At 63.1% G+C, this 20230-nt stretch carries 19 protein-coding genes; 9 read left to right on the forward strand and 10 right to left on the reverse strand.

All coding sequences use genetic code 11. The features are described from left to right. Positions 1-28: 28 nt before the first annotated feature. Complete coding sequence (galE, locus tag CJ178_RS03085; protein ID WP_095886076.1) at positions 29-1012, reverse strand: UDP-glucose 4-epimerase GalE; 984 nt, start codon at positions 1010-1012, stop codon at positions 29-31. A gap of 8 nt (positions 1013-1020) precedes the next feature. Then, positions 1021-1707 (reverse strand): metal-dependent transcriptional regulator, encoded by a 687-nt coding sequence (locus CJ178_RS03090; protein WP_033234793.1) that lies wholly within the window; start codon positions 1705-1707, stop codon positions 1021-1023. Positions 1708-1883: 176 nt separating this feature from the next. On the opposite strand from CJ178_RS03090, the gene CJ178_RS03095 reads away from it, so the two are divergent. Together CJ178_RS03095 and CJ178_RS03100 are read left to right on the forward strand one after the other, a co-directional pair. Further along, positions 1884-3155: an acetoin utilization protein AcuC gene (locus CJ178_RS03095; RefSeq protein WP_045067415.1), complete on the forward strand. Its 1272-nt coding sequence runs from the start codon at positions 1884-1886 to the stop codon at positions 3153-3155. Further along, entirely contained in the window at positions 3148-5868 is a 2721-nt protein-coding gene (locus CJ178_RS03100; RefSeq protein ID WP_033234791.1) for a bifunctional acetate--CoA ligase family protein/GNAT family N-acetyltransferase, read from the forward strand. The genes CJ178_RS03095 and CJ178_RS03100 overlap by 8 nt, the downstream gene beginning before the upstream one ends. Before the next feature lie 102 nt (positions 5869-5970). On the opposite strand, the gene CJ178_RS03105 is transcribed toward CJ178_RS03100, so the two are convergent. The 3 genes from CJ178_RS03105 to CJ178_RS03115 form a co-directional block, all read right to left on the reverse strand. Further along, positions 5971-6942, reverse strand: coding sequence for a sigma-70 family RNA polymerase sigma factor (locus CJ178_RS03105; RefSeq protein WP_033234790.1), 972 nt, complete (start codon positions 6940-6942; stop codon positions 5971-5973). Positions 6943-7105: 163 nt separating this feature from the next. Continuing rightward, entirely contained in the window at positions 7106-8590 is a 1485-nt protein-coding gene (locus CJ178_RS03110; protein ID WP_095886077.1) for a DUF7782 domain-containing protein, read from the reverse strand. A 42-nt stretch (positions 8591-8632) separates the two neighbouring features. Then, positions 8633-8992, reverse strand: coding sequence for a DUF3099 domain-containing protein (locus tag CJ178_RS03115; protein ID WP_033234788.1), 360 nt, complete (start codon positions 8990-8992; stop codon positions 8633-8635). An 85-nt stretch (positions 8993-9077) separates the two neighbouring features. Here CJ178_RS03115 and CJ178_RS03120 point away from each other — a divergent pair, with 85 nt between their 5' ends. Continuing rightward, positions 9078-9314 carry a DUF3039 domain-containing protein gene (locus CJ178_RS03120; RefSeq protein WP_033234787.1) on the forward strand — a complete coding sequence of 79 codons (237 nt, stop codon included), beginning with the start codon at positions 9078-9080 and terminating at the stop codon, positions 9312-9314. Here CJ178_RS03120 and CJ178_RS03125 read toward each other — a convergent pair. Beyond that, a complete protein-coding gene (locus CJ178_RS03125; protein WP_095886078.1) occupies positions 9287-10588 on the reverse strand; it encodes a YihY/virulence factor BrkB family protein in 1302 nt (433 codons plus the stop codon). The genes CJ178_RS03120 and CJ178_RS03125 overlap by 28 nt on opposite strands. Before the next feature lie 255 nt (positions 10589-10843). On the opposite strand from CJ178_RS03125, the gene CJ178_RS03130 reads away from it, so the two are divergent. Then, the gene (locus CJ178_RS03130) at positions 10844-12625 is read left to right on the forward strand and encodes a DEAD/DEAH box helicase (RefSeq protein WP_033234785.1); all 1782 of its coding nucleotides are present in this window, start codon (positions 10844-10846) and stop codon (positions 12623-12625) included. 99 nt (positions 12626-12724) lie between these two features. On the opposite strand, the gene CJ178_RS03135 is transcribed toward CJ178_RS03130, so the two are convergent. Beyond that, positions 12725-12916, reverse strand: a complete 192-nt coding sequence (locus CJ178_RS03135; protein WP_033234784.1) for a DUF7455 domain-containing protein — start codon at positions 12914-12916, stop codon at positions 12725-12727. 234 nt (positions 12917-13150) lie between these two features. On the opposite strand from CJ178_RS03135, the gene CJ178_RS03140 reads away from it, so the two are divergent. From CJ178_RS03140 to CJ178_RS03155, 4 genes are all read left to right on the forward strand, one after another. Then, a complete protein-coding gene (locus tag CJ178_RS03140) occupies positions 13151-13528 on the forward strand; it encodes a DUF952 domain-containing protein (RefSeq protein WP_095886079.1) in 378 nt (125 codons plus the stop codon). A gap of 86 nt (positions 13529-13614) precedes the next feature. Continuing rightward, a complete protein-coding gene (locus CJ178_RS03145) occupies positions 13615-14097 on the forward strand; it encodes a cation:proton antiporter regulatory subunit (protein WP_033234782.1) in 483 nt (160 codons plus the stop codon). 7 nt (positions 14098-14104) lie between these two features. Continuing rightward, positions 14105-15277, forward strand: a complete 1173-nt coding sequence (locus CJ178_RS03150) for a cation:proton antiporter (protein WP_033234781.1) — start codon at positions 14105-14107, stop codon at positions 15275-15277. A gap of 21 nt (positions 15278-15298) precedes the next feature. Beyond that, the gene (locus CJ178_RS03155) at positions 15299-16105 is read left to right on the forward strand and encodes a tyrosine-protein phosphatase (RefSeq protein ID WP_095886080.1); all 807 of its coding nucleotides are present in this window, start codon (positions 15299-15301) and stop codon (positions 16103-16105) included. Between the two features lie 70 nt (positions 16106-16175). Here the strand turns inward: CJ178_RS03155 and CJ178_RS03160 are convergent, their stop codons facing one another. Together CJ178_RS03160 and ppgK are read right to left on the reverse strand one after the other, a co-directional pair. Then, positions 16176-17621: an RNA polymerase sigma factor gene (locus CJ178_RS03160; protein ID WP_202025569.1), complete on the reverse strand. Its 1446-nt coding sequence runs from the start codon at positions 17619-17621 to the stop codon at positions 16176-16178. 112 nt (positions 17622-17733) lie between these two features. After that, the gene (ppgK, locus tag CJ178_RS03165) at positions 17734-18477 is read right to left on the reverse strand and encodes a polyphosphate--glucose phosphotransferase (protein ID WP_033234779.1); all 744 of its coding nucleotides are present in this window, start codon (positions 18475-18477) and stop codon (positions 17734-17736) included. Positions 18478-18572: 95 nt separating this feature from the next. Here ppgK and CJ178_RS03170 point away from each other — a divergent pair, with 95 nt between their 5' ends. Beyond that, the gene (locus CJ178_RS03170; RefSeq protein ID WP_045067426.1) at positions 18573-19502 is read left to right on the forward strand and encodes an inositol monophosphatase family protein; all 930 of its coding nucleotides are present in this window, start codon (positions 18573-18575) and stop codon (positions 19500-19502) included. Here the strand turns inward: CJ178_RS03170 and cei are convergent. Further along, complete coding sequence (gene cei, locus CJ178_RS03175) at positions 19492-20172, reverse strand: envelope integrity protein Cei (RefSeq protein ID WP_033234778.1); 681 nt, start codon at positions 20170-20172, stop codon at positions 19492-19494. The two genes, CJ178_RS03170 and cei, sit on opposite strands and share 11 nt — an antisense overlap. Positions 20173-20230: the final 58 nt, after the last annotated feature.

Raw genomic sequence — 20230 nt, forward strand, 5'->3', positions numbered from 1 at the left:
GGACCTGGAGGACTTAAGCGTCGCAGATCTACCGAGCGGAGTGCGATGCAGAACCGAGGTCTTGCAGGAACTGCCAAGCATCCGCGACGATCACGTCGAGATCGGTGCGCGTCGGGGTCCACCCGAGTTCGGCAATTGCCTTGTCGCTGGACGCGATCAAGACGGCCGGGTCGCCGAGACGGCGTGGAGCGTCCTCGACATTGATCGGAAGTCCGGTCACCCGAGCACACGAAGCAATGACCTCGCGGACGCTGAATCCGGCACCGCTACCGAGGTTGTAGATGCGATGCTCGGACGGCGTGGACTTCTCCAAGGCGAGGAGATGAGCCTCGGCGAGATCGAGCACGTGGATGTAGTCCCGCACGGCAGTTCCGTCGGGCGTGGGCCAATCGGTGCCGAAGACCGAGATCTTGTCCCGCTGCCCGAGTGCAACCTGCAGCACCAACGGGATCAAATGTGTTTCGACAACCCGGTTTTCACCGGCAGACTTGTAGGCACCGGCGACATTGAAGTAGCGCAAGCTGGTGGCGGCAAGACCGTGCGCGACGGAGTACGACGTGATCGCGTGGTCGATGGCGAGCTTCGACGCTCCGTACGGATTGGTAGGCCGAGTCGGAGCAGTCTCCATGATCGGAGTCCGCTCCGGCTCGCCATACGTCGCCGCAGTCGACGAGAACACCAACCTCGGAGTCCGAGAGGCGCGGATGGCCTCGAGGAGCGCGAGGGTTGTTACTACATTGCCCTGCCAGTACTTTTCGGGATGCAACACCGATTCGCCGACGAGTGACTGCGCGGCAAAATGCAGAACACCGTCGAAAATCGGGGAGTTGCCGAGGACCTTCGCCGCCGTCTTGGCTACATCACCTTCGATGAAGTCGGCGCCGGCTGGGACGGCGTCGGCATTTCCGGTGGAGAGGTCGTCGATCACAACGACCTCGTGTCCGCGTTCGAGTAGTACTGTGCTGCAGACACTGCCGACGTAGCCGGCACCGCCGGTAACCAAAAGTTTCATGAAATTCCTCAGACCAGCTTTACCTGTACGGCGTGCGCCATTTCTTCTGCCAACTCCACACCGTCGTGGCCGGGCACGATGATCGTCACTGAACCCGGGCGGGTCTCGACGGTCACCCTGGCGTCCGGAACGACGCCGGCGTCTCGCAGTTGCGCGATCACATCGGGATCGGACTGCACGTGCTCGGCGAGCCTGCGCACAACCACAGCCGTCGGCTTGCCCGCCGGAACATCGGTGAGGCGCATCAAGGTTTCGGCGGGATTGCTCGGCCCGTCCAGGCCCAATTGATCCAGCCCGGGAATCGGATTACCGTACGGCGACGTGGTCGGGTTGTTCAGAACGACGACGAGTCGGCGCTCGACGTCCTCGCTCATCACATGCTCCCAGCGGCACGCCTCTGCATGCACGTCTTCCCACTTCAAGCCGATGATGTCCACCAACAGGCGTTCTGCCAAGCGGTGCTTGCGCATGACCGAAACGGCCAAGTCGCGGCCCTTGTCGGTGAGCTCCAGGTGTCGATCGCCGGCAACCATCAGCAATCCGTCGCGCTCCATGCGCGCAACGGTCTGGCTCACGGTGGGTCCGCTCTGCTCGAGCCGTTCGGCGATCCGCGCCCGGAGTGGGACAACGCCCTCTTCTTCCAAGTCGTAGATCGTCCGGAGATACATCTCCGTGGTGTCGACTAGATCCTTCACACTCAACCCCTTCGTCAACGGCCATTCTACCGTTCGGTTCCGGAAACTTGTGCCGCTCCATCAGCGGCGAGTCCGGCTGTTCGGCCGGTGGCGACATCCCTGGTGTGACGGCCTGGACACACTTTCGAGAACAGTGTGGTGCACGGCACCAGTCGAACACGAAGTAGCGTGTTCCCATGACCGCCTCGATCAGATCTGACGAGGACCCCACGATGCCTCGAGCGAATCGAGTTGTGGTGTGGAGTCCGGAGTACCTGAGTTATCGGTGGAGTAACGATCACCCGATGAATCCGACCCGCCTCGACCTGACGATGGAACTCTCGCGTGGCCTGGGACTGCTCGAGGGAATCGAGTTCCTCGAGCCGACACCTGCCAGTGACGTCGACCTCCTCCGCATACACACGCCCGCCTACCTCGCCGCCGTCAAATCAGCGGGCCACTCAGCATCCAACGGTGTTACCGGTGCGGATGTTCCCCACGGTCTCGGGACCGAGGACAACCCGGTCTTTCCGCAGATGCACGAGGCGAGCGCAATTCTTGCCGGTGGTTCCCTGGCCGCTGCCAAGGAAATCGCGTCGGGGCGCACACGTCGGGCGGTCAGTATCGGCGGCGGAATGCACCACGCGATGGCGGACTGGGCCTCGGGATTCTGTGTCTACAACGACGCGGCTGTCGCAATCTCCTGGCTGCTCGACAACGGGTACGACCGCATCGCGTACATCGACGTCGACGCACATCACGGTGACGGCGTGCAGCACGCTTTTCTCGGCGACCCACGAGTCTTGACGGTGTCTCTGCATCAGCATCCGGCAACACTGTGGCCCAATACCGGTTGGTCCAGCGAAGTCGGGGACGGCGCGGCGGAGGGTACGGCTGTCAACATCCCGGTGTTGCCGGGAACCGTAGACGCATTGTGGCTGCGGGCATTTCACGCGGTGGTGCCCGGTGCGATCGCCGCGTTCCGGCCCCAGATCATCATCAGCCAGTGTGGTGTCGACTCGCATCGGGAAGACCCGCTCGCTGATCTGGCGTTGACCGTCGACGGTCAACGAGCAGCGTTTATCGCGATGCGTGATCTTGCCGACCGCTACTCCGAAGGACGATGGCTGGCGGTCGGTGGTGGTGGGTACGGGTTGGTGCGGATCGTTCCGCGGGCGTGGACGCATCTCATCGCGGCAGCGCTTGATCGTGACATCGATGTGAACACGCCACTTCCGGACGGTTGGAAGGAAAAGACCGGGGCGATGGCACCGGGCGTCGAACTTCCCGAGGTCATGGGGGACGGCGGCGACATCAACTTCTCGAAGTGGGACGGGCCGGGCGGTACGCCCGAAACCGGAGTGGCGTCGGTAGACAGAGCGCTCACCCGCATCGATTCCGCCATCATCGCGACGCGCCGCGCTGCGTTTCCCCTTCTCGGACTCGACCCGGAGGATCCCCGTGACTGAACAGTCCGACCCCAAGTCCGACCCTAAAAAATCCGACACCGAAGCCAAGACAGACGCTGCGGTCGACGCGGCACACAACTATCCGCACGAGTGGGTTGTCGACGTGCTCGCCTCGGACGGCGGCGCGGTTGCCCTGCGGCCGATCGTCCCCGAGGACGCGGACAAGCTTGTCGAATTCCACGGCAAGCTCTCCGAGCGCACGCGGTATCTGCGGTACTTCGGCCCTTACCCCACAATGTCAAAGCGCGACGTCACGAACTTCACGACGGTCGATCACCACAATCGGGTCGCGTTTGTCATGATGCTGGGCGACGAGATCATCGCCGTCGGCCGGTACGAGCGTCTCCTCGACGTCGGTGACGGCAAGTCGGCGGAAGTGGCATTTGTTGTCGCCGACGCCCATCAGGGTCGCGGCCTTGGCCCCATCCTGCTCGAGTACCTGGCAGCGGCAGCCGCGGAAAACGGGCTGACGATGTTCGTGGCGGAGGTCCTGTCCGAGAACCGCAACATGGTCACCGTCTTCCGCGAGGCCGGATATCAGGTCAGTCGAACGTTCGACGGGGGAGTGCTGCGCCTGGAGTTCGCGATCGACCCCACAGAAGCCCTTGTCTCCGTGCGTAATTCCCGTGAGCGGGCGGCTGAGGCCAGGAGTATGGGAAACGTGCTCAGTCCGCGGTCCGTTGCCGTGATCGGAGCGTCGGCCGACCCGGCGAAGGTCGGCAACGCCGTACTGACCAACCTTCTGCGTGGCGGGTTCACAGGCCCTGTCTATCCGGTCAATGCCGAACATCGTTCCGTACACGGAGTTCGGGCATACAAGACTGTTCGCGAGATTCCCGACGACGTCGATCTTGCGGTGGTTGCCGTCCCCGCCGAATCCATCAGTTCGGTTCTCGACGACTGCCTCGACAAGGGTGTCAAGGCGCTGGTTGTCGTGTCGTCGGGTTTCAGCGACAGCGGCCCGGACGGTCGCGCATCGGAGCGGAAACTTGTCCATGCGGCCCGCGCGCACGGGATGCGTCTCATCGGGCCCAATGCGCTGGGCGTGGCAAACAACGATCCAGCGATTTCCCTGAACGCGACGCTGGCGCCGGTTCTTCCGGCGGCAGGCAACGTCGGGTTCTTCTGCCAGTCTGGTGCTTTGGGAATCGCGATCCTCGACGAGGCCGCGCGCAGTCGAATCGGGTTGTCGGCCTTCGTCTCTGCCGGTAACCGTGCCGATGTGTCCGGCAACGACCTTCTGCAGTACTGGGATTCGGATCAGTCCACCGAAGTGGTGCTCCTGTACTTGGAGAGCTTCGGTAACCCGCGAAAGTTCTCCCGGATCGCAAGGCGCGTGGCGCGTAAGAAGCCGATCGTGGCAGTCAAGAGCGGACGCCACGCAGTGCCACCCGTGCTGGCGGCCACCGGAGTCGAGATCGACGATTCCATTGTCCGCGCGCTGTTCGAGCAGGCCGGTGTCATCCAGGTCGGGTCGATCTCCCAATTGTTCGACTGCGCACTGCTGTTCGGTTATCAACCGTTGCCGGCCGGCCCGCGTCTGGCAGTCATCGGTAACTCCACTGCTCTTGGTGTACTGGCCGCAGACGCAGCCCGTAGCGAAGGGCTCCAAGTCAGCGATCCGATCGACCTGGGCGCGCAGGCCAGTCCCGAGTTGTTTGCGTCAGCGGTGCGTGATGCCTTGGCGTCCTTCGACGTCGACGCCGTCATCGCGGTCTTCGTTCCACCGGTCGCCATCCCGGTCGAACCCTTCGCGAAAGCGCTCAAGGATGCGGTAGCGGGATCGGACAAGCCCATTCTCACGACGTTCCTGGCCGCGGAGGGAGTGCCGGAGGTGCTGACTGTCCGCGATGACGCCGGCAATCCGACTCGGGGATCGGTGCCGTCGTATCCGGGACCGGAGCGTGCGGCACTGGCGTTGGCGCGGGCCTGGCGATATGCCGAATGGCGAAGCAAGCCCGCGTCCAAGGTGGTGCGGCCAGCCGGCATCGACTCCGAGCGGGCTCGCCAGATGGTTGCCGCCTGGCTCGAAAACTCGCCCGGTCGTTGGCTTTCCGACTTCGAGGCATCGGAACTTCTGGCGTGCTACGGCGTCGACGTCGTCGAATTCCGCTCGGTCCTGAGCGAAGACGAAGCCGTAGAGGCAGCCGACGCACTCGGGTACCCCGTGGTGGTGAAGGCAACCGGCGAACTATGGCGCCATCGCCCGGATCTTGGTGGTGTTCGCCTCGACCTTGTCGGGCCGGATTCGGTTCGACTCGCGTACAGCGACCTTGCTGCCGCGTCGGGGGAGCCGCTCCTGCACGTGCAGAAGATGGCGCCAAAGGGCATCGGGTGTGTTGTGGCCGTGCAGGACGACCCGTCGTTCGGTTCACTGATCTCGTTCGGCCTGGCCGGCGTGATCTCGGATCTCCTCGGTGACCGGGCTTACCGAGTCCTGCCGCTGACCGAGGACGCCGCCACCGAATTGATCGACGCTCCCAAAGCCGCGCCGCTGCTCTCCGGCTACCGCAACGCCGTCCCCGTCAACAAGGGTGCGCTGGTGGATCTGGTGCAGCGGATCTCGACGTTGGCCGACGATATCCCCGAAGTTCGGGAGCTTGCCTGCGAGCCGGTACTGGCGTCCGCTGTCGGCGCCGAGATCACGGACGCCCGCGTGCGCATCGGACCGGAACCGAGCGCTGTGGATCTGGGACCCAGACGACTGCGCTGAACCCCCGCGTTCGACACCCAGCGTTCAATACGAAAAGCCGGCCACCGTACGTTCCCGATGGGAGAACATACGGTGGCCGGTGAGTGTCACACGGCGCCGCGATCAGCTGGCGTAGGAGCGCAACTTCTCGGCACGATCGCCGACACGGAGCTTGCCCATAACCTCGCGCTCGATCTGGCGCACCCGCTCGCGGGAGAGCCCGAAGAGCTTGCCGATCTGGTCGAGGGTGCGCGGCTGGCCGTCGTCGAGGCCGTAGCGCAGGCGGATGACCTGCTGCTCACGCTCGTCGAGGGTGCCGAGCACGCTGCGGACGTCGCTGTGCAGCAAACCGGCGATGACGGCGTTCTCGGCCGATGTTGCCTCGGCATCTTCGATGAAGTCGCCCAAAGGTGCTTCTTCGTCGCTGCCGACGGGCATGTCCAGGCTTACCGGGTCGCGGCTGTGGTCGAGAAGATCCGCGATCTTGTGTGCCGGGATTCCCGACTCCTCCGCCAATTCGTCGTCGGTCGCTTCGCGTCCGAGCTGCTGATGGAGTTCGCGTTTGATGCGGGCCAGCTTGTTGACCTGCTCGACGAGGTGGACTGGCAGGCGGATGGTGCGGCTCTGATCAGCCATTCCGCGGGTGATGGCCTGGCGAATCCACCAGGTGGCGTACGTCGAGAACTTGAAGCCCTTTGCGTAGTCGAACTTCTCCATCGCGCGGATCAAGCCGAGGTTTCCCTCCTGAATCAGATCCAAGAGGGGCATGCCGCGACCGGTGTACCGCTTGGCCAGCGATACGACGAGTCGCAGGTTCGCTTCCAAGAGGTGGCTGCGTGCCGACTCTCCCTCACGAACGATTGTTGCGAGATCCCTCTTCTTGGCAGCTGTCAGGCGCTTTCCCGTAGCCAGAACGTGGCTGGCGTACAGCCCCGCTTCGATTCGCTTCGCCAGTTCGACTTCGTCTGCTGCTGTCAGCAGTGCGGTGCGACCGATTCCGTTCAGATAGACACGGACCAGGTCTGCTGACGGGCTCTGGGCGTCCAGATCCGCAGCGCTCGGACGAATGCGAGTAGTGGTGCTGGGGCTTGTCATGACTTGCCTCCCTATCGGCGGTCTCTCACAAGGTTCAACGCGTGAGAGTTCCGAGATAGTTCCCGCAGCGATTTCGTCGAAATTGCCCTGACCTGCTGTGTTCCCCGGGCCGTCCTGAGAAGTTGCTGAGAACCCGAAAATCTGCAACCCAATCGGAACTCGACTACGTGACCGGCAACACCAATCCGTGACGTACGAGTGACACGAGCAGAGTGACGACGCCGGCACTGAGAACTTCGGGGTCTTCACCGTTTGCGGAGGCAAGAAGCTCGACCAATTCCTCGACCACAAGCCCGTCGGCCCGCAGCCCCGCCAGTAGTGCGGCACCGAGGTCGTCGATCTCATGCTGCCAGTGTGGTCCGTTGCCACGGTGAATCCGAGTGACAACCTGCTGCCACCCTTCTTCGCCGGGAAGATAGACGCGTTCGAGGGCGGTGTTCGGATCGACGACAAACCGCTCCTTCAGCACGTCGTGTTCACGCAGCCAGGCAACCCGGTCGAAGTACGCCAGCGCCTCGGGCCCGAGCGGGTCGGAGAAACCGTGCAGGAGATCTTCGGCCATCAAGTCCGTCGGCGAGTCCGTTCGGCGCAAGAAGACGAAGCCGAATCCCACACCTTCCACGTGCGATTCCTCGAGATGATCGAGCCACGCATTGGCGCGTTCCTCGGTGGCGGGGTCCCGCGGGTCCTGACCGCCGTCCTTGAGCCACGTCCCGACGTACAGCGCGGGATCCGCGACGTCACGCTGCACCACCCAGGCGTCGACACCGTGTGCCGGCAGCCACGACGCGATCCGCGATCGCCAGTCTTCGCCCTCGACATGGACCCACGACGCCAGCAGCGCTGCGGTGCCACCGGGATTCAGATAGTCGACGGACCGCGAGATCATCAGTTCGCTGGCCCCGTCGAGATCGAGACCGGAATCTCGATAAGTGTGGTGAACGCGTGCCTCGCCGACGACAAAGGGGGGATTGGCGACAACCTGGTCGAAGGTTCGTCCCTCGATCGGTTCGAACCACGAACCCTGATGCAATTCGACGTCGAGGCCGTTGAGCGCCATAGTTGCTGCGGTGAGATCGATCGCGCGCTGATTGATGTCCGTCGCGGTGACGGAATCAGCGTAGGTCTTGGCGTGCAGGGCTTGGATTCCGCAGCCGGTGCCCACATCGAGGACCGTTCCGACGCGAGACGTCGGCGTTGCCTGCAGTAATGACAGTGAGGCGTGGCCAACACCGAGGACGTGATCGCTGGTTGTGGACTGCTTCGGCCGAATTCCACCGTCCAGGTCTGAAATCACCCAATGATCGCCGGCACCGACGTCGATGGGCCGCAGATCCACGGCGGCACGCACAGCGGAGTCGGCTGAATTTTCGAGCAGACCGGCTTCGATCGCATCGTCGACGGTCAGCGGCGCCAACGCGGCGGCGACGTCCTCGCGAGCACAGTCGTCGGCGAGAAGGAACAACCGGATGAGAACACCGATTTCTCCGTGCTCACGGCTCGCGCGTCGCACCGGAACCGGTTCACTGCGACCGAGCGCTGCGTGAACTTCCGGACCGAGCAGCTCGAGCAGGGTGTCGGTGTCGAACCGATTGCGCAGCAGAGCCGTGCGCAGCGCAGGGGTGATGGACAGGAGAGTTGTGCTCACCCGGACATTCTCGCAGGCGACGAATTTCTACCAGGTGATGCGTCAGCTCTCGATGATGTGATGCGGACTCGACTCGATCTCGCCGGCGCCCCGGCGTCGGCCGTCGTAGCGACTCGGCTCGTCCTTCGTGCGCGGTGGTCGATCATTTGCGATGAGGACCGCGATCCACGGAAGTGGGATGGACGCACCGATAATCAGCATCGAGACCCAGCCGTTCTCCCAAATGCCATACGCGATGGCAGCCAGAATCAACGCGGGGAAACGGAAAGCCATGATCGTCATGTACTTCCGCACGCGCGCTTTGTGCTGCTCGTCGATGGACAGCTGTGCTTCGGTGATCAATACGGGATTGTCGGGTGTTCCGGCTTCGTCGGGGTGACCGAACGCGCCATTTCTTGCCATAGCTCCACTGTTCCACTCTCGGCCGACAATTGCACACGCGGCCCGACGCTCGCACCGCTGCCGCGTAGACGGCATTATTGGAGGTATGAGCACCCAAACCAAGGAACGTCCCGACGTCTCGACCGACGAAACGACCGATGACGACACCCCGAAGGTCTTTCACTATGTCAAGAAGAACAAGATCGCCGAAAGCGCCGTGATGGGCACCCATGTGGTTGCACTGTGCGGCGAGGTCTTTCCGGTCACCAAGTCTGCGAAGCCGGGATCGCCCGTGTGTCCCGACTGCAAGAAGATCTACGAAGGACTTCGCAAAGGCGAATGACCGGGCAATCGGGAACGGCGTCGTTGCGCCGGATCCGATCCGCAGTCCGAACTCGGCGACTCGACAGTGTCAGTGCAGTCGGTCGCCGGGTTCGTTTCTGCTCCGATGCCGTCGCAATCCTTGACGTCTGAGCTGGCACGGCCGTCCGAGTTGGCACGGCCGTCCGAGCTGGCACAGCCGTCCGAGTTGGCGCGCCGACTTCGCGGCCGACCGTAGGTCGGCACTGCCGCCGGATCGGACCTGTCACCGGACACCCGAATCGGACTTGTTGCCAGGTGCCACGTCAGAGTGGTCACCGGCCCGGCGCTGTTGTCGTCCTCCTGCTGTGCGGCCAGCCACTCGCGGACCTGTTCCAGGCGCGTCGCTCGCGCCGGCCAGAATTCTTGCACCGTCGCGTTGAACTCGGCGCCGAGCACCACTGCAAAGCCGAGGAAGAATGTGAACAGCAGGAAGGCGATCGGCGTCGCCAAGGCTCCGTAGGTGTAGCCGGTGCCCGTGACAAATCCCAGGTACCAGCGCAATCCGGTGCTCGCGGCCATGAAGAACACACCGGCCACCAGTGCGCCCGCGAGAAGTCGATGCCACGGCAGGGACTTCGGTAGCGCGACTTTGTACAGCGTTGTCAGGCCGATGATGACCAGCAGGCCTACGGCCGGGTAGTAGAAGGTGTCGACCAGGTTGGAGCCCACGTCGTACCACGACGGTGGCAACACACGTCCGATCATGGTCGGGCCGAGCGCGACCATCGGCAGGATGAACACGGCCATCCCGAGGAACATCACGTAGAGCAGTAGCGCAAAAATTCGCTGCCAGATCGCGTTACGGGCATCCTTCTGCCCGTGCGCTTCGACAATCGAATCCACGAACGTCGAGATCGCCGACGAACCGGCCCACAGCGACAGCAGGAAGCCGACCGAGATGATTTCCGGCCGGCCGCGCTGGAGAACGTCGGTGACCGTCGGCCTGATGATCTGATCGACGACGTTTTCGCTGAATATCGTCCCGCTGAACGTGACGATCTTCGACTCGATGATCTCGACCGTGTTCGGTCCGAACCAGCCGCCGATGTAACCGATCATGCCGAGCAATCCCAGCAGTAGCGGCGCCAGTGAGAGTGTCTGCCAGAACGCAGCCGTTGCGGCTTTGCCGAAGATCGAGTCGTCCCAAGCCTTGCTCAGAGTGCGGCCGATCAGCTGGCCCGTGCGGCGCAGCGGATGCCATCTGCGGTGATGCAGATCACTTCCGTGCGTTTTCGGGCCCGCCTTTTCACTCATAATCACTCCAGCATTCCTGATGACACACCTCGTTGCCCAACCGTGGCGTCGCCGTGTCGCATATTTTTCCGCGGTGAGGTTGTGTCTCCGATCTCGCGAAACCTCGCCGCGGGGAGGGGATCGACAGTGAATCCGGCCATGCCCGGGCGCTTCGGGTGCGGCTTTCGTCGGTAGCGACAGTTAGGCTCGTCGCCGGACATTCATGAAAAATCTAGGAGCGCGAGGCAACAGTGCGATTCCAGCGGAGGCGCGCTTATGACGTCTGAGACAACGACGACAGAAGTGACAGGGGCAGCCGAAGTGAACAACTCGACCGAGAGTGCCGGAGCGCAACCGACGGCCTCGACAGGGTCGCTTCGCGCGTGGCAGCGGCGGGCACTCACCAAGTACTTGGCGAGCAGTCCTCGGGACTTTCTCGCGGTGGCAACACCGGGTGCAGGTAAGACGACATTTGCTCTGCGAGTGGCGTCGGAACTGCTTCGCGACCGGACTGTCGACCAGATCACCGTCGTTGCGCCCACCGAGCATCTGAAGCATCAGTGGGCGGAGTCGGCGCAACGTTCGGGCTTGTCGTTGGACTCGCGGTTCTCCAACTCCACCGGCCAGACGTCCAGCGACTATCACGGCGTCGTTCTGACGTATGCCCAGGTGGCGGCGCATCCTACTAAGCACCGAGTCCGGACCGAAGGTCGCAAGACCCTCGTGATTCTCGACGAGATCCACCACGGCGGTGACGCAAAAAGTTGGGGTGAGGCAATTCAGGAGGCGTTCGGCGACGCCACCCGGCGCTTGGCACTGACCGGAACTCCGTTCCGAAGTGACGACAGCGCAATACCTTTCATTCAGTACGAGCCCGACAAAGAGGGATTGCTCCGATCCAAAGCCGATCATTCCTACGGCTACTCCGACGCGCTCAAGGACGGCGTTGTCCGTCCGGTTGTCTTTCTCGCGTATTCCGGTGAGGCCCGCTGGCGCAACAATGCCGGCGAAGAGTTCACCGCCCGACTGGGTGAGCCGCTCAGTGCCGAGCAGACCGCCCGAGCCTGGCGCACCGCACTCGACCCTGCCGGCGATTGGATTCCCGCCGTCCTGCAAGCAGCAGACACCCGTTTGGGGCAGCTGCGTTCCACCGGTATGCCCGACGCCGGTGGGCTGGTCATCGCCACAGACCAGACAGTTGCTCGCGAATACGCCAAGGCGTTGACCGCGATCACGGGGGAGGAGCCCACCGTGGTCCTCTCCGACGATCCCACCGCGTCCAAGCGCATTGCGGAATTCGGTGCGAGCGACCAGAAATGGATGGTCGCCGTGCGCATGGTGTCGGAGGGCGTCGACGTTCCGCGTCTGGCCGTCGGCGTGTATGCGACCAGTGCATCGACACCGCTGTACTTTGCGCAGGCCATCGGCCGATTCGTGCGTTCACGGCGTAAAGGCGAGACCGCAAGCGTTTTCCTTCCGTCGGTACCGGTCCTGTTGGACCTCGCCGCTCAGTTGGAGGCCCAGCGCGATCACGTCCTTGGCAAGCCGCACCGCGAAAAGGACGGCCTCGACGACGATCTTCTCGCCGACGCCAACAAGCAGAAGGACGAACTCGGCGAGGAAGAGAAGGCGTTCACGTCCCTCGGCGCCGACGCCGAGCTCGACCAGGTGATCTACGACGGTGCCTCGTTCGGAACCGCAACGTTCTCCGGCAGCGACGAGGAAGCCGATTATCTCGGTCTGCCCGGTCTGCTCGACCCCGATCAGATGCGTGCACTCCTTCGGCAACGCCAGGCAGAACAGGTGAACAACAACTCCGCCAAAGCGTCGGCTCCGGCGCCGACTGCCGCAGTGGTCGCCGAGCGCGCTGCTACAGCCGATCAGCTGGGCGCCTTGCGACGAGAGCTGAACGGCCTGGTCGCGATGAATGTGCACCGCACCGGACGGCCTCACGGAATCATTCACGCCGAACTGCGTCGCGTGTGCGGTGGCCCGCCGACGGCAATCGCGACGGTCGATCAGCTCACCGAGCGCATTGCGATTCTGCGTAGCTGGTAGAAATCCTGAAGACGGCAAAACGGGCGATCACAGTGATTGTGATCGCCCGTTTCGGCGTTCATGGTGCGCCTCGCGAAGAGGCCACCCCCGGCTGACAGGTTAGTTTGCGGGTTCACTCTCGGAGACGACGGCATTCATCTCGCGAAGTCGATCCGCGTGTTCGGTTGCGTGGTGTCCGCAGAAGAGAAGCTCGCCGCCGGTGGGAAGCACGGCGCGTACGCGTGCTCCGGCACCGCACCGGTCGCACCGGTCGGCAGCGGTCAACTGTGGGCTGGTCAGTGTTCCGGGCATGACTCCTCCGTACTGGCTTGACGGCTTTCGTGCCGCGTGCCTGGGGCCTGGTCCGCCGCGTCGGAATGGCGCGGTAGATCCACTCTTACAGACGTTTGGCGTTCATGGGTTGTTCCCAGAAGAGTTTCTTAGTGTTGTGTCTCACTGGAAATGCGCTGGGCAGGCATTCTGTGTGCAGAATTGTTCGCTGAGAGCTGATTCAAATCCGCGTGTACAGAGCGATATTCTGGGGCGATGAACCAGGAAACCGGAACGGGCGCCGACGCATCGGCCGAGTTGCTCCATATGTGCACACGCGTCGAATGGGAGCGTGCGCAAGAGGTCGGGCAGCGCGTTCCCGACGGATTTGCCGCCGAGGGTTTTGTGCACATGTCGACGCCCACCCAGGTTCATCTACCGGCGAACCGGATCTTCGCGGGCCGAGACGACATAGTGTTGCTCTCCCTGGATCCGGCTCTGCTGGGAGCTGAAGTCAAGTGGGAACCGGGGGTGCCGTCGGATCCTGATTCGATGCGCTTTCCTCATCTGTTCGGGCCGATTCCCGTCGCGGCTGTCACTGCCGTTACTGCGTACATTCGCGACGAGAACGGTGCATTTCCGTCCCTGCGGTGACGCGATGGAATACGCAGCGCAGCACCGGTCGACGATAATTTCGCCCTCCTGCGAAACTTGTCACAGATCGGCGCTACCGTTGATATATGAATGTAGAAGTCACCCCTCTGCCGGGCATCGGGACTCGTAAGGATTTTGTCCTGGCCTCCGGTCGCCGCGTGGGTGTCGTCACTCATCGTGACGGACATACGGACCTCATCGTGTCCAAGGAAAACGATCCTGATGCGTGCGCCGCGTCGTTGCCGCTCACCACGGAAGAGGCCGCTGCACTGAGCAACCTGCTTGGTGCGCCGCAACTCGTGGCCCAGCTCGAAGACGAACACAGTGACATACCCGGGATCAGAACCAAACAGCTGTACATCAAGGACGGTTCCCGATACGACGGACAGACACTCGGCGACACCGGGATGCGGACACGCACCGGCGTCTCGATCGTCGCCGTGATGCGTGCCGGGCAGGTGAATCCGTCGCCCAACCCCGACTACACGTTCACCGGAGGTGATCTGCTGGTGGCAGTCGGTACACCCGACGGCTTGGCTGCCGCTGCAAAAATCCTGACCAACGGCTGACTGGCAGGTGGATACAACCACACTTGCACTCATCGAACTGGGCGCGGTCTTCTTCGCGCTCGGTCTTCTGGGAAGGCTCGCAGCACGATTCGGCATGTCGCCGATCCCGTTCTACCTGATCGGTGGCCTGTGCTTCGGTCAGGGTGGATTCATCCAACTCGGCGATATCGGCGAATTTGCGCACCTCGCAAGCGAAATCGGTATCGTTCTCCTCCTGCTCCTGCTGGGACTCGAGTACACCGCAGCCGAATTGATGACCGGGCTCAAACGGTCGAGGGTTGCCGGCATCGTCGACATCGTTCTCAACGCCACACCGGGCGCGGTAGTCGGTCTGATGCTCGGGTGGGGTGTTGTCGGCGCGACGGTCATGGCCGGTGTCACCTACATCTCGTCGTCGGGAATCATCGCGAAAGTTCTCAGCGACCTCGGACGTCTGGGCAACCGCGAAACACCCGTCGTTCTCTCGATCCTCGTGTTCGAGGATCTTGCGATGGCGGTGTACCTGCCGATTCTGACGGCGATGCTGGCGGGTGTCAGCTTCATGGGTGGACTCGAAGCTGTGGGAATTTCGCTGCTGGTCATCACCGTCGTTTTGGTGGTGGCCTTGCGATACGGACGGTATGTCTCGGCTCTGCTGGACAGTCCCGACAGTGAGACATTGCTCCTGAAGTTACTTGGTGCTGCACTGCTGGTGGCCGGCGTCAGTTCCGCGATGCAGGTCTCCGCGGCGGTGGGGGCCTTCCTGCTCGGCATCGCGATTTCGGGTTCGACGGCACACAACGCCAGTCGGGTGCTCGAGCCCCTTCGTGATCTTTTTGCGGCGATGTTCTTCGTGGTGTTCGGACTCAGCACCGATCCAAGCACCATTCCGCCCGTGCTCGGGTGGGCTGCGATCTTGGCAGTCGTCACCGCGATCACCAAACTGATCACCGGGGCCTGGGCGGCAAAACGTCAGGGCGTGGCCCGCATGGGCCAGGCCAGGGCGGGCGCGGCACTGATCGCCCGCGGCGAGTTCTCGATCATCATCGCCGGTCTGGCAGTGTCCGCGGGTGCCGTAGAACCGGAACTCGCAGCGCTCGCAACGGCATACGTGCTTCTGATGGCCGTGATCGGTCCGGTTGCGGCGCGAGTTGTCGAACCGGTCACCTCGTTGTACATCAGAGTTCGCACAAAGTCCTGATTGCGACAATATTCTGGTTGGATGCCCAACGGATTCGCTCGTCCCGCCGCGACAGTGGCGTGTGCCTTCCTGATCGCGTGTGCTCCGGTTCCCGCGTTTGCGGGCGGGATTCCCACCACAGACCAAGGCGTGGCGGCAGCGCAGGTTGTGGTCGATCGATCGCTGCACCTCGAGGGTGCGTCGAATGCGAGGGACGTCGGCGGCTATCGAACGTCGGATGGACGTACGGTTCGGATGGGACAGGTCTTCCGGACCAATGCACTCGACAAACTGACGCCCTCGGATCTTGCGGTGCTGCACCAGCGCGGCGTGGCGTCGGTCGACGACTTCCGGACGGTCGTCGAACGCGCCATGTCCCCGGACCGCATCCCGGAGGGTGCCCGGAGCAATTGGTTCGACGTGATCGGGACCAACCCGGTGAACTTCCCGGCTCTGGCGGATATGCCGTCGATGTATACGGTCATGGTGAGTGATCCCGGAGCGAGCCGAGCATTCCACGACGCACTGGCGAATATCGCTGACACGGACGGCGCTGTCCTGTACCACTGTTCGGCAGGCAAGGACCGAACCGGCTGGATGACTGCCGTTCTGCTGACACTGCTCGGTGTGTCCCGCGAAGACGTGAACGCCGACTACATGCTGAGCAACCAGTACCTGACCGGTCCCCGCACCGGCATAGCCTTCGTGGACGGTGTCGAGCAGTCGTGGCTGGATACGTCGTTCGCGACAGTCGAGCGCATCTACGGCAGTTTCGACAACTACGTCCGGGACGGCCTTCAGTTGAGCCAGGACGATATCGCACGGCTCGAGGACAAACTCTTGGCCTGACGCTGTACGAAAGAAAAAGAGCCGCTCCCCGAAGAACAGGGGAGCGGCTCTTTTTGTGGAGCTGGTGTGTCTAGTCGAGGTAGTCGCGCAGTACCTGCGAACGCGACGGGTGGCGCAGCTTCGACATCGTCTTCGATTCGATCTGGCGAATACGCTCACGCGTGACGCCGTAGACCTGTCCGATTTCGTCTAAAGTCCTCGGCTGGCCGTCGGTGAGGCCGAAGCGCAGGCGAACCACGCCGGCTTCGCGCTCGGACAGCGTCTCGAGGACCGACTGCAGCTGATCCTGCAGCAAGGTGAACGAGACGGCGTCAACTGCGACAACAGCTTCGGAGTCTTCGATGAAGTCACCGAGCTGGCTGTCGCCCTCGTCGCCGATGGTCTGGTCTAGAGAGATGGGCTCACGCGCGTACTGCTGGATTTCCAGCACCTTCTCCGGCGTGATGTCCATTTCCTTGGCGAGCTCTTCCGGCGTGGGCTCACGGCCCAGGTCCTGGAGCAGCTCTCGCTGGATACGGCCGAGCTTGTTGATGACCTCCACCATGTGCACCGGGATACGGATGGTGCGTGCCTGGTCGGCCATTGCGCGGGTGATGGCCTGACGGATCCACCACGTTGCGTAGGTCGAGAACTTGTAGCCCTTGGTGTAGTCGAACTTCTCGACTGCACGGATCAGGCCCAGGTTGCCTTCCTGGATGAGGTCCAGGAACGCCATGCCGCGGCCCGTGTATCGCTTCGCGAGCGAGACGACGAGTCGGAGGTTGGCTTCGAGGAGGTGGTTCTTGGCGCGATTGCCGTCGCGGCAGATCCAGCTCATGTCGCGGCGCTGAGCTGCAGGCAGCTTCTCGCCCTTGTCAGCAAGATCCTGCATGATCTGCACGGCGTACAGACCGGCTTCGATGCGCTTGGCGAGTTCGACTTCCTCTTCGGCGTTGAGGAGTGCGACCTTGCCGATCTGCTTGAGGTAGGCGCGAACGGAGTCGGCGGACGCCGTGAGTTCGGCATCCTTACGAGCCTGACGAAGTGCCTCGGACTCTTCCTCGTCCCAGACGAAGTCGCCGGACGCTTTGTCCTTGTCGGTCGGTTCCTCGGTGGCGGGCTCTTCGTCCTCGCCGACTGCGACGACCTCGACCTCTTCGAGGTCTCCGTCCGTGATGTCGATGTCTTCCAACTCGACGTCGCCGTCTTCTACATCAGGATCCCCGGCCTTCTTGGGGCCTGCCTTCTTTGCTGCGGCCTTCTTCGCCGGAGCTTTCTTGGCGGGGGCCTTCTTAGCTGCTGCCTTCTTGGCGGGGGCCTTCTTCGCCGGTGCCTTCTTGGCGGCCGGAGCTGTGACGGTGGCCGCCTCCACGGCTGAAGATTGTGGCTCTGACTCTGATGGAGAATCAGCAGTCTGACGTGTATCGGTGGCTGCCACGTACGCCCTTTCGTGACGGTGTCGTGCGGCGTCACGCCAGAGTGGTGATCCGGCGGAGAGGTCAATGGTTGTGGCCGGCGCGCAGCCGGACTCCACCATTGTAACGACTCTCAGGAAACTCTTACGTCACGACGGGCGTTAACGGCTTTTTTCGGACCGGATTAACCCCTTGTTTCACCTTTTCACTTGGCCCATCGCCAGCGGAATCACCCTAAATTTTTGATGCGGCGAGGGCGGCGCCTGCGATTCCGGCGGTGTTCAGGAGTGCGGCCGGAACGACTGGCGTGCGGTTGGTCAGCAGCGGAATCCACTTCTCGTGTTTGCGACTGATCCCGCCGCCGGCGATGAACAAATCGGGCCACGTCAGATCCTCGATCGTGGTGAGCACCTTCGAGACCTCGACGGCCCAGTGCTTGTAGCTCAGCTCTTTTTTCTCCTTCACCGACGACGCAGCTCGATGTTCGGCTTCCTTGCCGTCGACTTGGAGGTGGCCGAACTCGGTGTTGGGCAACAGAACTCCGTTGTGCAGAATCGCCGACCCGATGCCGGTTCCGAAGGTCAGCAAGATGACAACCCCGGACGCGTCCTTGCCGGCGCCGTAGGTGTCTTCGGCGATACCTGCGGCATCGGCGTCGTTCAGAACGGTGACGGCCCGGCCGCCGAGAGCCTTGCCGAACAGTGCAACAGCGTCGGTTCCGATCCAGGACTTGTCGATGTTGGCGGCGCTGCGAGCGACGCCACCGGTGACGACCGACGGCAGGGTGATGCCGACCGGTCCGGCCCAGCCGGCTTGCTCGACGATCTGCGTCACAGTCGTGGCGATTGCCTCGGGAGTCGAGGGTTGCGGGGTCAGGATCTTGATGCGCTCACCGATCATCTCGCCGGTGCTCAGATCGATGAGAGCGCCCTTGACTCCACTGCCGCCTACATCGATTCCGAAACCTGTCGTTGTCATCGTCCTGCGCTCCTGAGGGCTCGAATTCGAATGTCGCGATCTGACCGAATCAAACACTAACCCGATTGGGTACGCGTGGTGCGGCGCAACGAGGGATGTGTTGCGATGGTGGTGTGCGCCCACAAGAGATTTCCCTGTCCGAGTTGTCCACGGATTCGCTCGATCCTGCCGAACTGAGAGTGGTGGCGGTGGCCGTCGCGGAACGCGCTGCTGCGCACGTTCGCGCCCGTCGTCCGGAAGTGTTCGGCGTCGTCGGTTCGGGTGAGAGCGAGAACGGTTCCGACGCCGGAACCGTTGCGGCCAAGAGCACACCGACCGACCCGGTGACGATCGTCGACACCGAGACGGAACAGGTGATCCGGGATCTGCTTGCGACGCTGCGGCCGCACGATTCGATTCTCGGTGAGGAAGGTGGCGGAGACGCAGGCGACGTCGTAGGGGTCCGCTGGGTTGTCGATCCCATCGACGGAACTGTGAACTTCCTCTACGGAGTTCCGGCGTTCGCGGTGTCGGTAGCGGTGCAGATCGACGGAGTTTCCGTGGCCGGCGCGGTAGTCGATGTGTCTGCAGGGGCGACGTATTCGGCGCACCGCGGTGGCGGCGCCACGATGACCACCGAGGACGGTGCGGTCAGTGAGCTCGCCGCCAACCCGGTGACCGAGCTGTCAATGGCTTTGGTGGCTACAGGTTTCGGATACGGCGCTCAGCGACGCAAGGCACAAGGGCGGTTCATCGCGGAGATTTTGCCCCAGGTGCGCGACATCAGGCGGATCGGTTCTGCGGCGCTGGATTTGTGCATGGTGGCGACCGGTCGCGTCGATACCCATTTCGAGCACGGACTGAGCCCATGGGATTGGGCTGCCGGTTCGTTGATCGCCGAGGAAGCCGGTGCCGTGATCTGCATTCCGGGCCCGAATTCGACGTCTGCGGCGGGCGACATCGTCTACGCGTGCGCCCCGGGGATCGCCGACGAGTTCGCGGCGATGCTCACCGCATGCGGTGCGGACCGCCCGATCAGCACCTAGCGGTTCGCGCCGCCTTCAAGAGATCGATGTCCATTGCCGCGGCTTCGGCATTCGCGGGTTGCTCGGCGAGGGCGCGGAGCACCTCGCCGGCATCGGTGTTGGGGGAGACCTTGCTGAAGTACGTGCCCAGCGCAAAATCGACCGTGTCGTCGGTCCGGCCGTCCCTGATCAGTTCTGCACACGGAGCGACCAGCCACACGGCACTGGCCGCAGCGATTCCGTTCTCCCCGAAGCGGATCTGGCCCTGGCATTGCATGTTCTGATCAACGTAGACCGGGTCGTTGCCCACTTGTACGTCTGGAGCGCTGGCAAAGCCGTAGTCCTTCAGCTGGGCGGCTACCTGCGAGGCCTGACCGCTTTCACCGTTGGCGTTGAAGACTCGAACCTTGGTCGCAGCCAGCGGCGCCGGTTCCACGTCGAGCAGCGTGGTTCGGTCCACAACCGAACCGAGGGGCATCGGTTGTGGGGCGGCCGGATCGGACGATGCCTGCGGGCGATTGCAGGCGACCGTATCGCTGATTTTTGCGTCAGCCGTGAGGATCTTGATCCACAGCGCGCTGCCGAGGACGGCGAGTACCGCGAACACCGCCACGACCGGCCACACGCGTCGGCGCCGGAACGGACGACCTCGGTCGTCGGTCGCGCTGCCTTCGGTGATCAGAGAAACCACGGTATCCCTCGACTTTCTGGACGAGTTGGAGCTTCGTCGTCAAGCCGAGCAGAGCGGG

Source organism: Rhodococcus sp. ACPA4 (genome assembly GCF_002300185.1).
Classification (GTDB): domain Bacteria; phylum Actinomycetota; class Actinomycetes; order Mycobacteriales; family Mycobacteriaceae; genus Rhodococcus_F; species Rhodococcus_F globerula.

Coding starts and splice junctions, on each gene's coding strand:
- CJ178_RS03155 (WP_095886080.1), top strand. CDS start 15,299: ATGCCCAACGGATTCGCTCGTCCCGCCGCGACAGTGGCGTGTGCCTTC.
- galE (WP_095886076.1), bottom strand. CDS start 1,012: ATGAAACTTTTGGTTACCGGCGGTGCCGGCTACGTCGGCAGTGTCTGC.
- CJ178_RS03125 (WP_095886078.1), bottom strand. CDS start 10,588: ATGAGTGAAAAGGCGGGCCCGAAAACGCACGGAAGTGATCTGCATCAC.
- CJ178_RS03105 (WP_033234790.1), bottom strand. CDS start 6,942: ATGACAAGCCCCAGCACCACTACTCGCATTCGTCCGAGCGCTGCGGAT.
- CJ178_RS03140 (WP_095886079.1), top strand. CDS start 13,151: ATGAACCAGGAAACCGGAACGGGCGCCGACGCATCGGCCGAGTTGCTC.
- CJ178_RS03130 (WP_033234785.1), top strand. CDS start 10,844: ATGACGTCTGAGACAACGACGACAGAAGTGACAGGGGCAGCCGAAGTG.
- CJ178_RS03095 (WP_045067415.1), top strand. CDS start 1,884: ATGACCGCCTCGATCAGATCTGACGAGGACCCCACGATGCCTCGAGCG.
- ppgK (WP_033234779.1), bottom strand. CDS start 18,477: ATGACAACGACAGGTTTCGGAATCGATGTAGGCGGCAGTGGAGTCAAG.
- CJ178_RS03160 (WP_202025569.1), bottom strand. CDS start 17,621: ATGGTGGAGTCCGGCTGCGCGCCGGCCACAACCATTGACCTCTCCGCC.
- CJ178_RS03115 (WP_033234788.1), bottom strand. CDS start 8,992: ATGGCAAGAAATGGCGCGTTCGGTCACCCCGACGAAGCCGGAACACCC.
- CJ178_RS03120 (WP_033234787.1), top strand. CDS start 9,078: ATGAGCACCCAAACCAAGGAACGTCCCGACGTCTCGACCGACGAAACG.
- CJ178_RS03135 (WP_033234784.1), bottom strand. CDS start 12,916: ATGCCCGGAACACTGACCAGCCCACAGTTGACCGCTGCCGACCGGTGC.
- CJ178_RS03170 (WP_045067426.1), top strand. CDS start 18,573: ATGTGTTGCGATGGTGGTGTGCGCCCACAAGAGATTTCCCTGTCCGAG.
- CJ178_RS03145 (WP_033234782.1), top strand. CDS start 13,615: ATGAATGTAGAAGTCACCCCTCTGCCGGGCATCGGGACTCGTAAGGAT.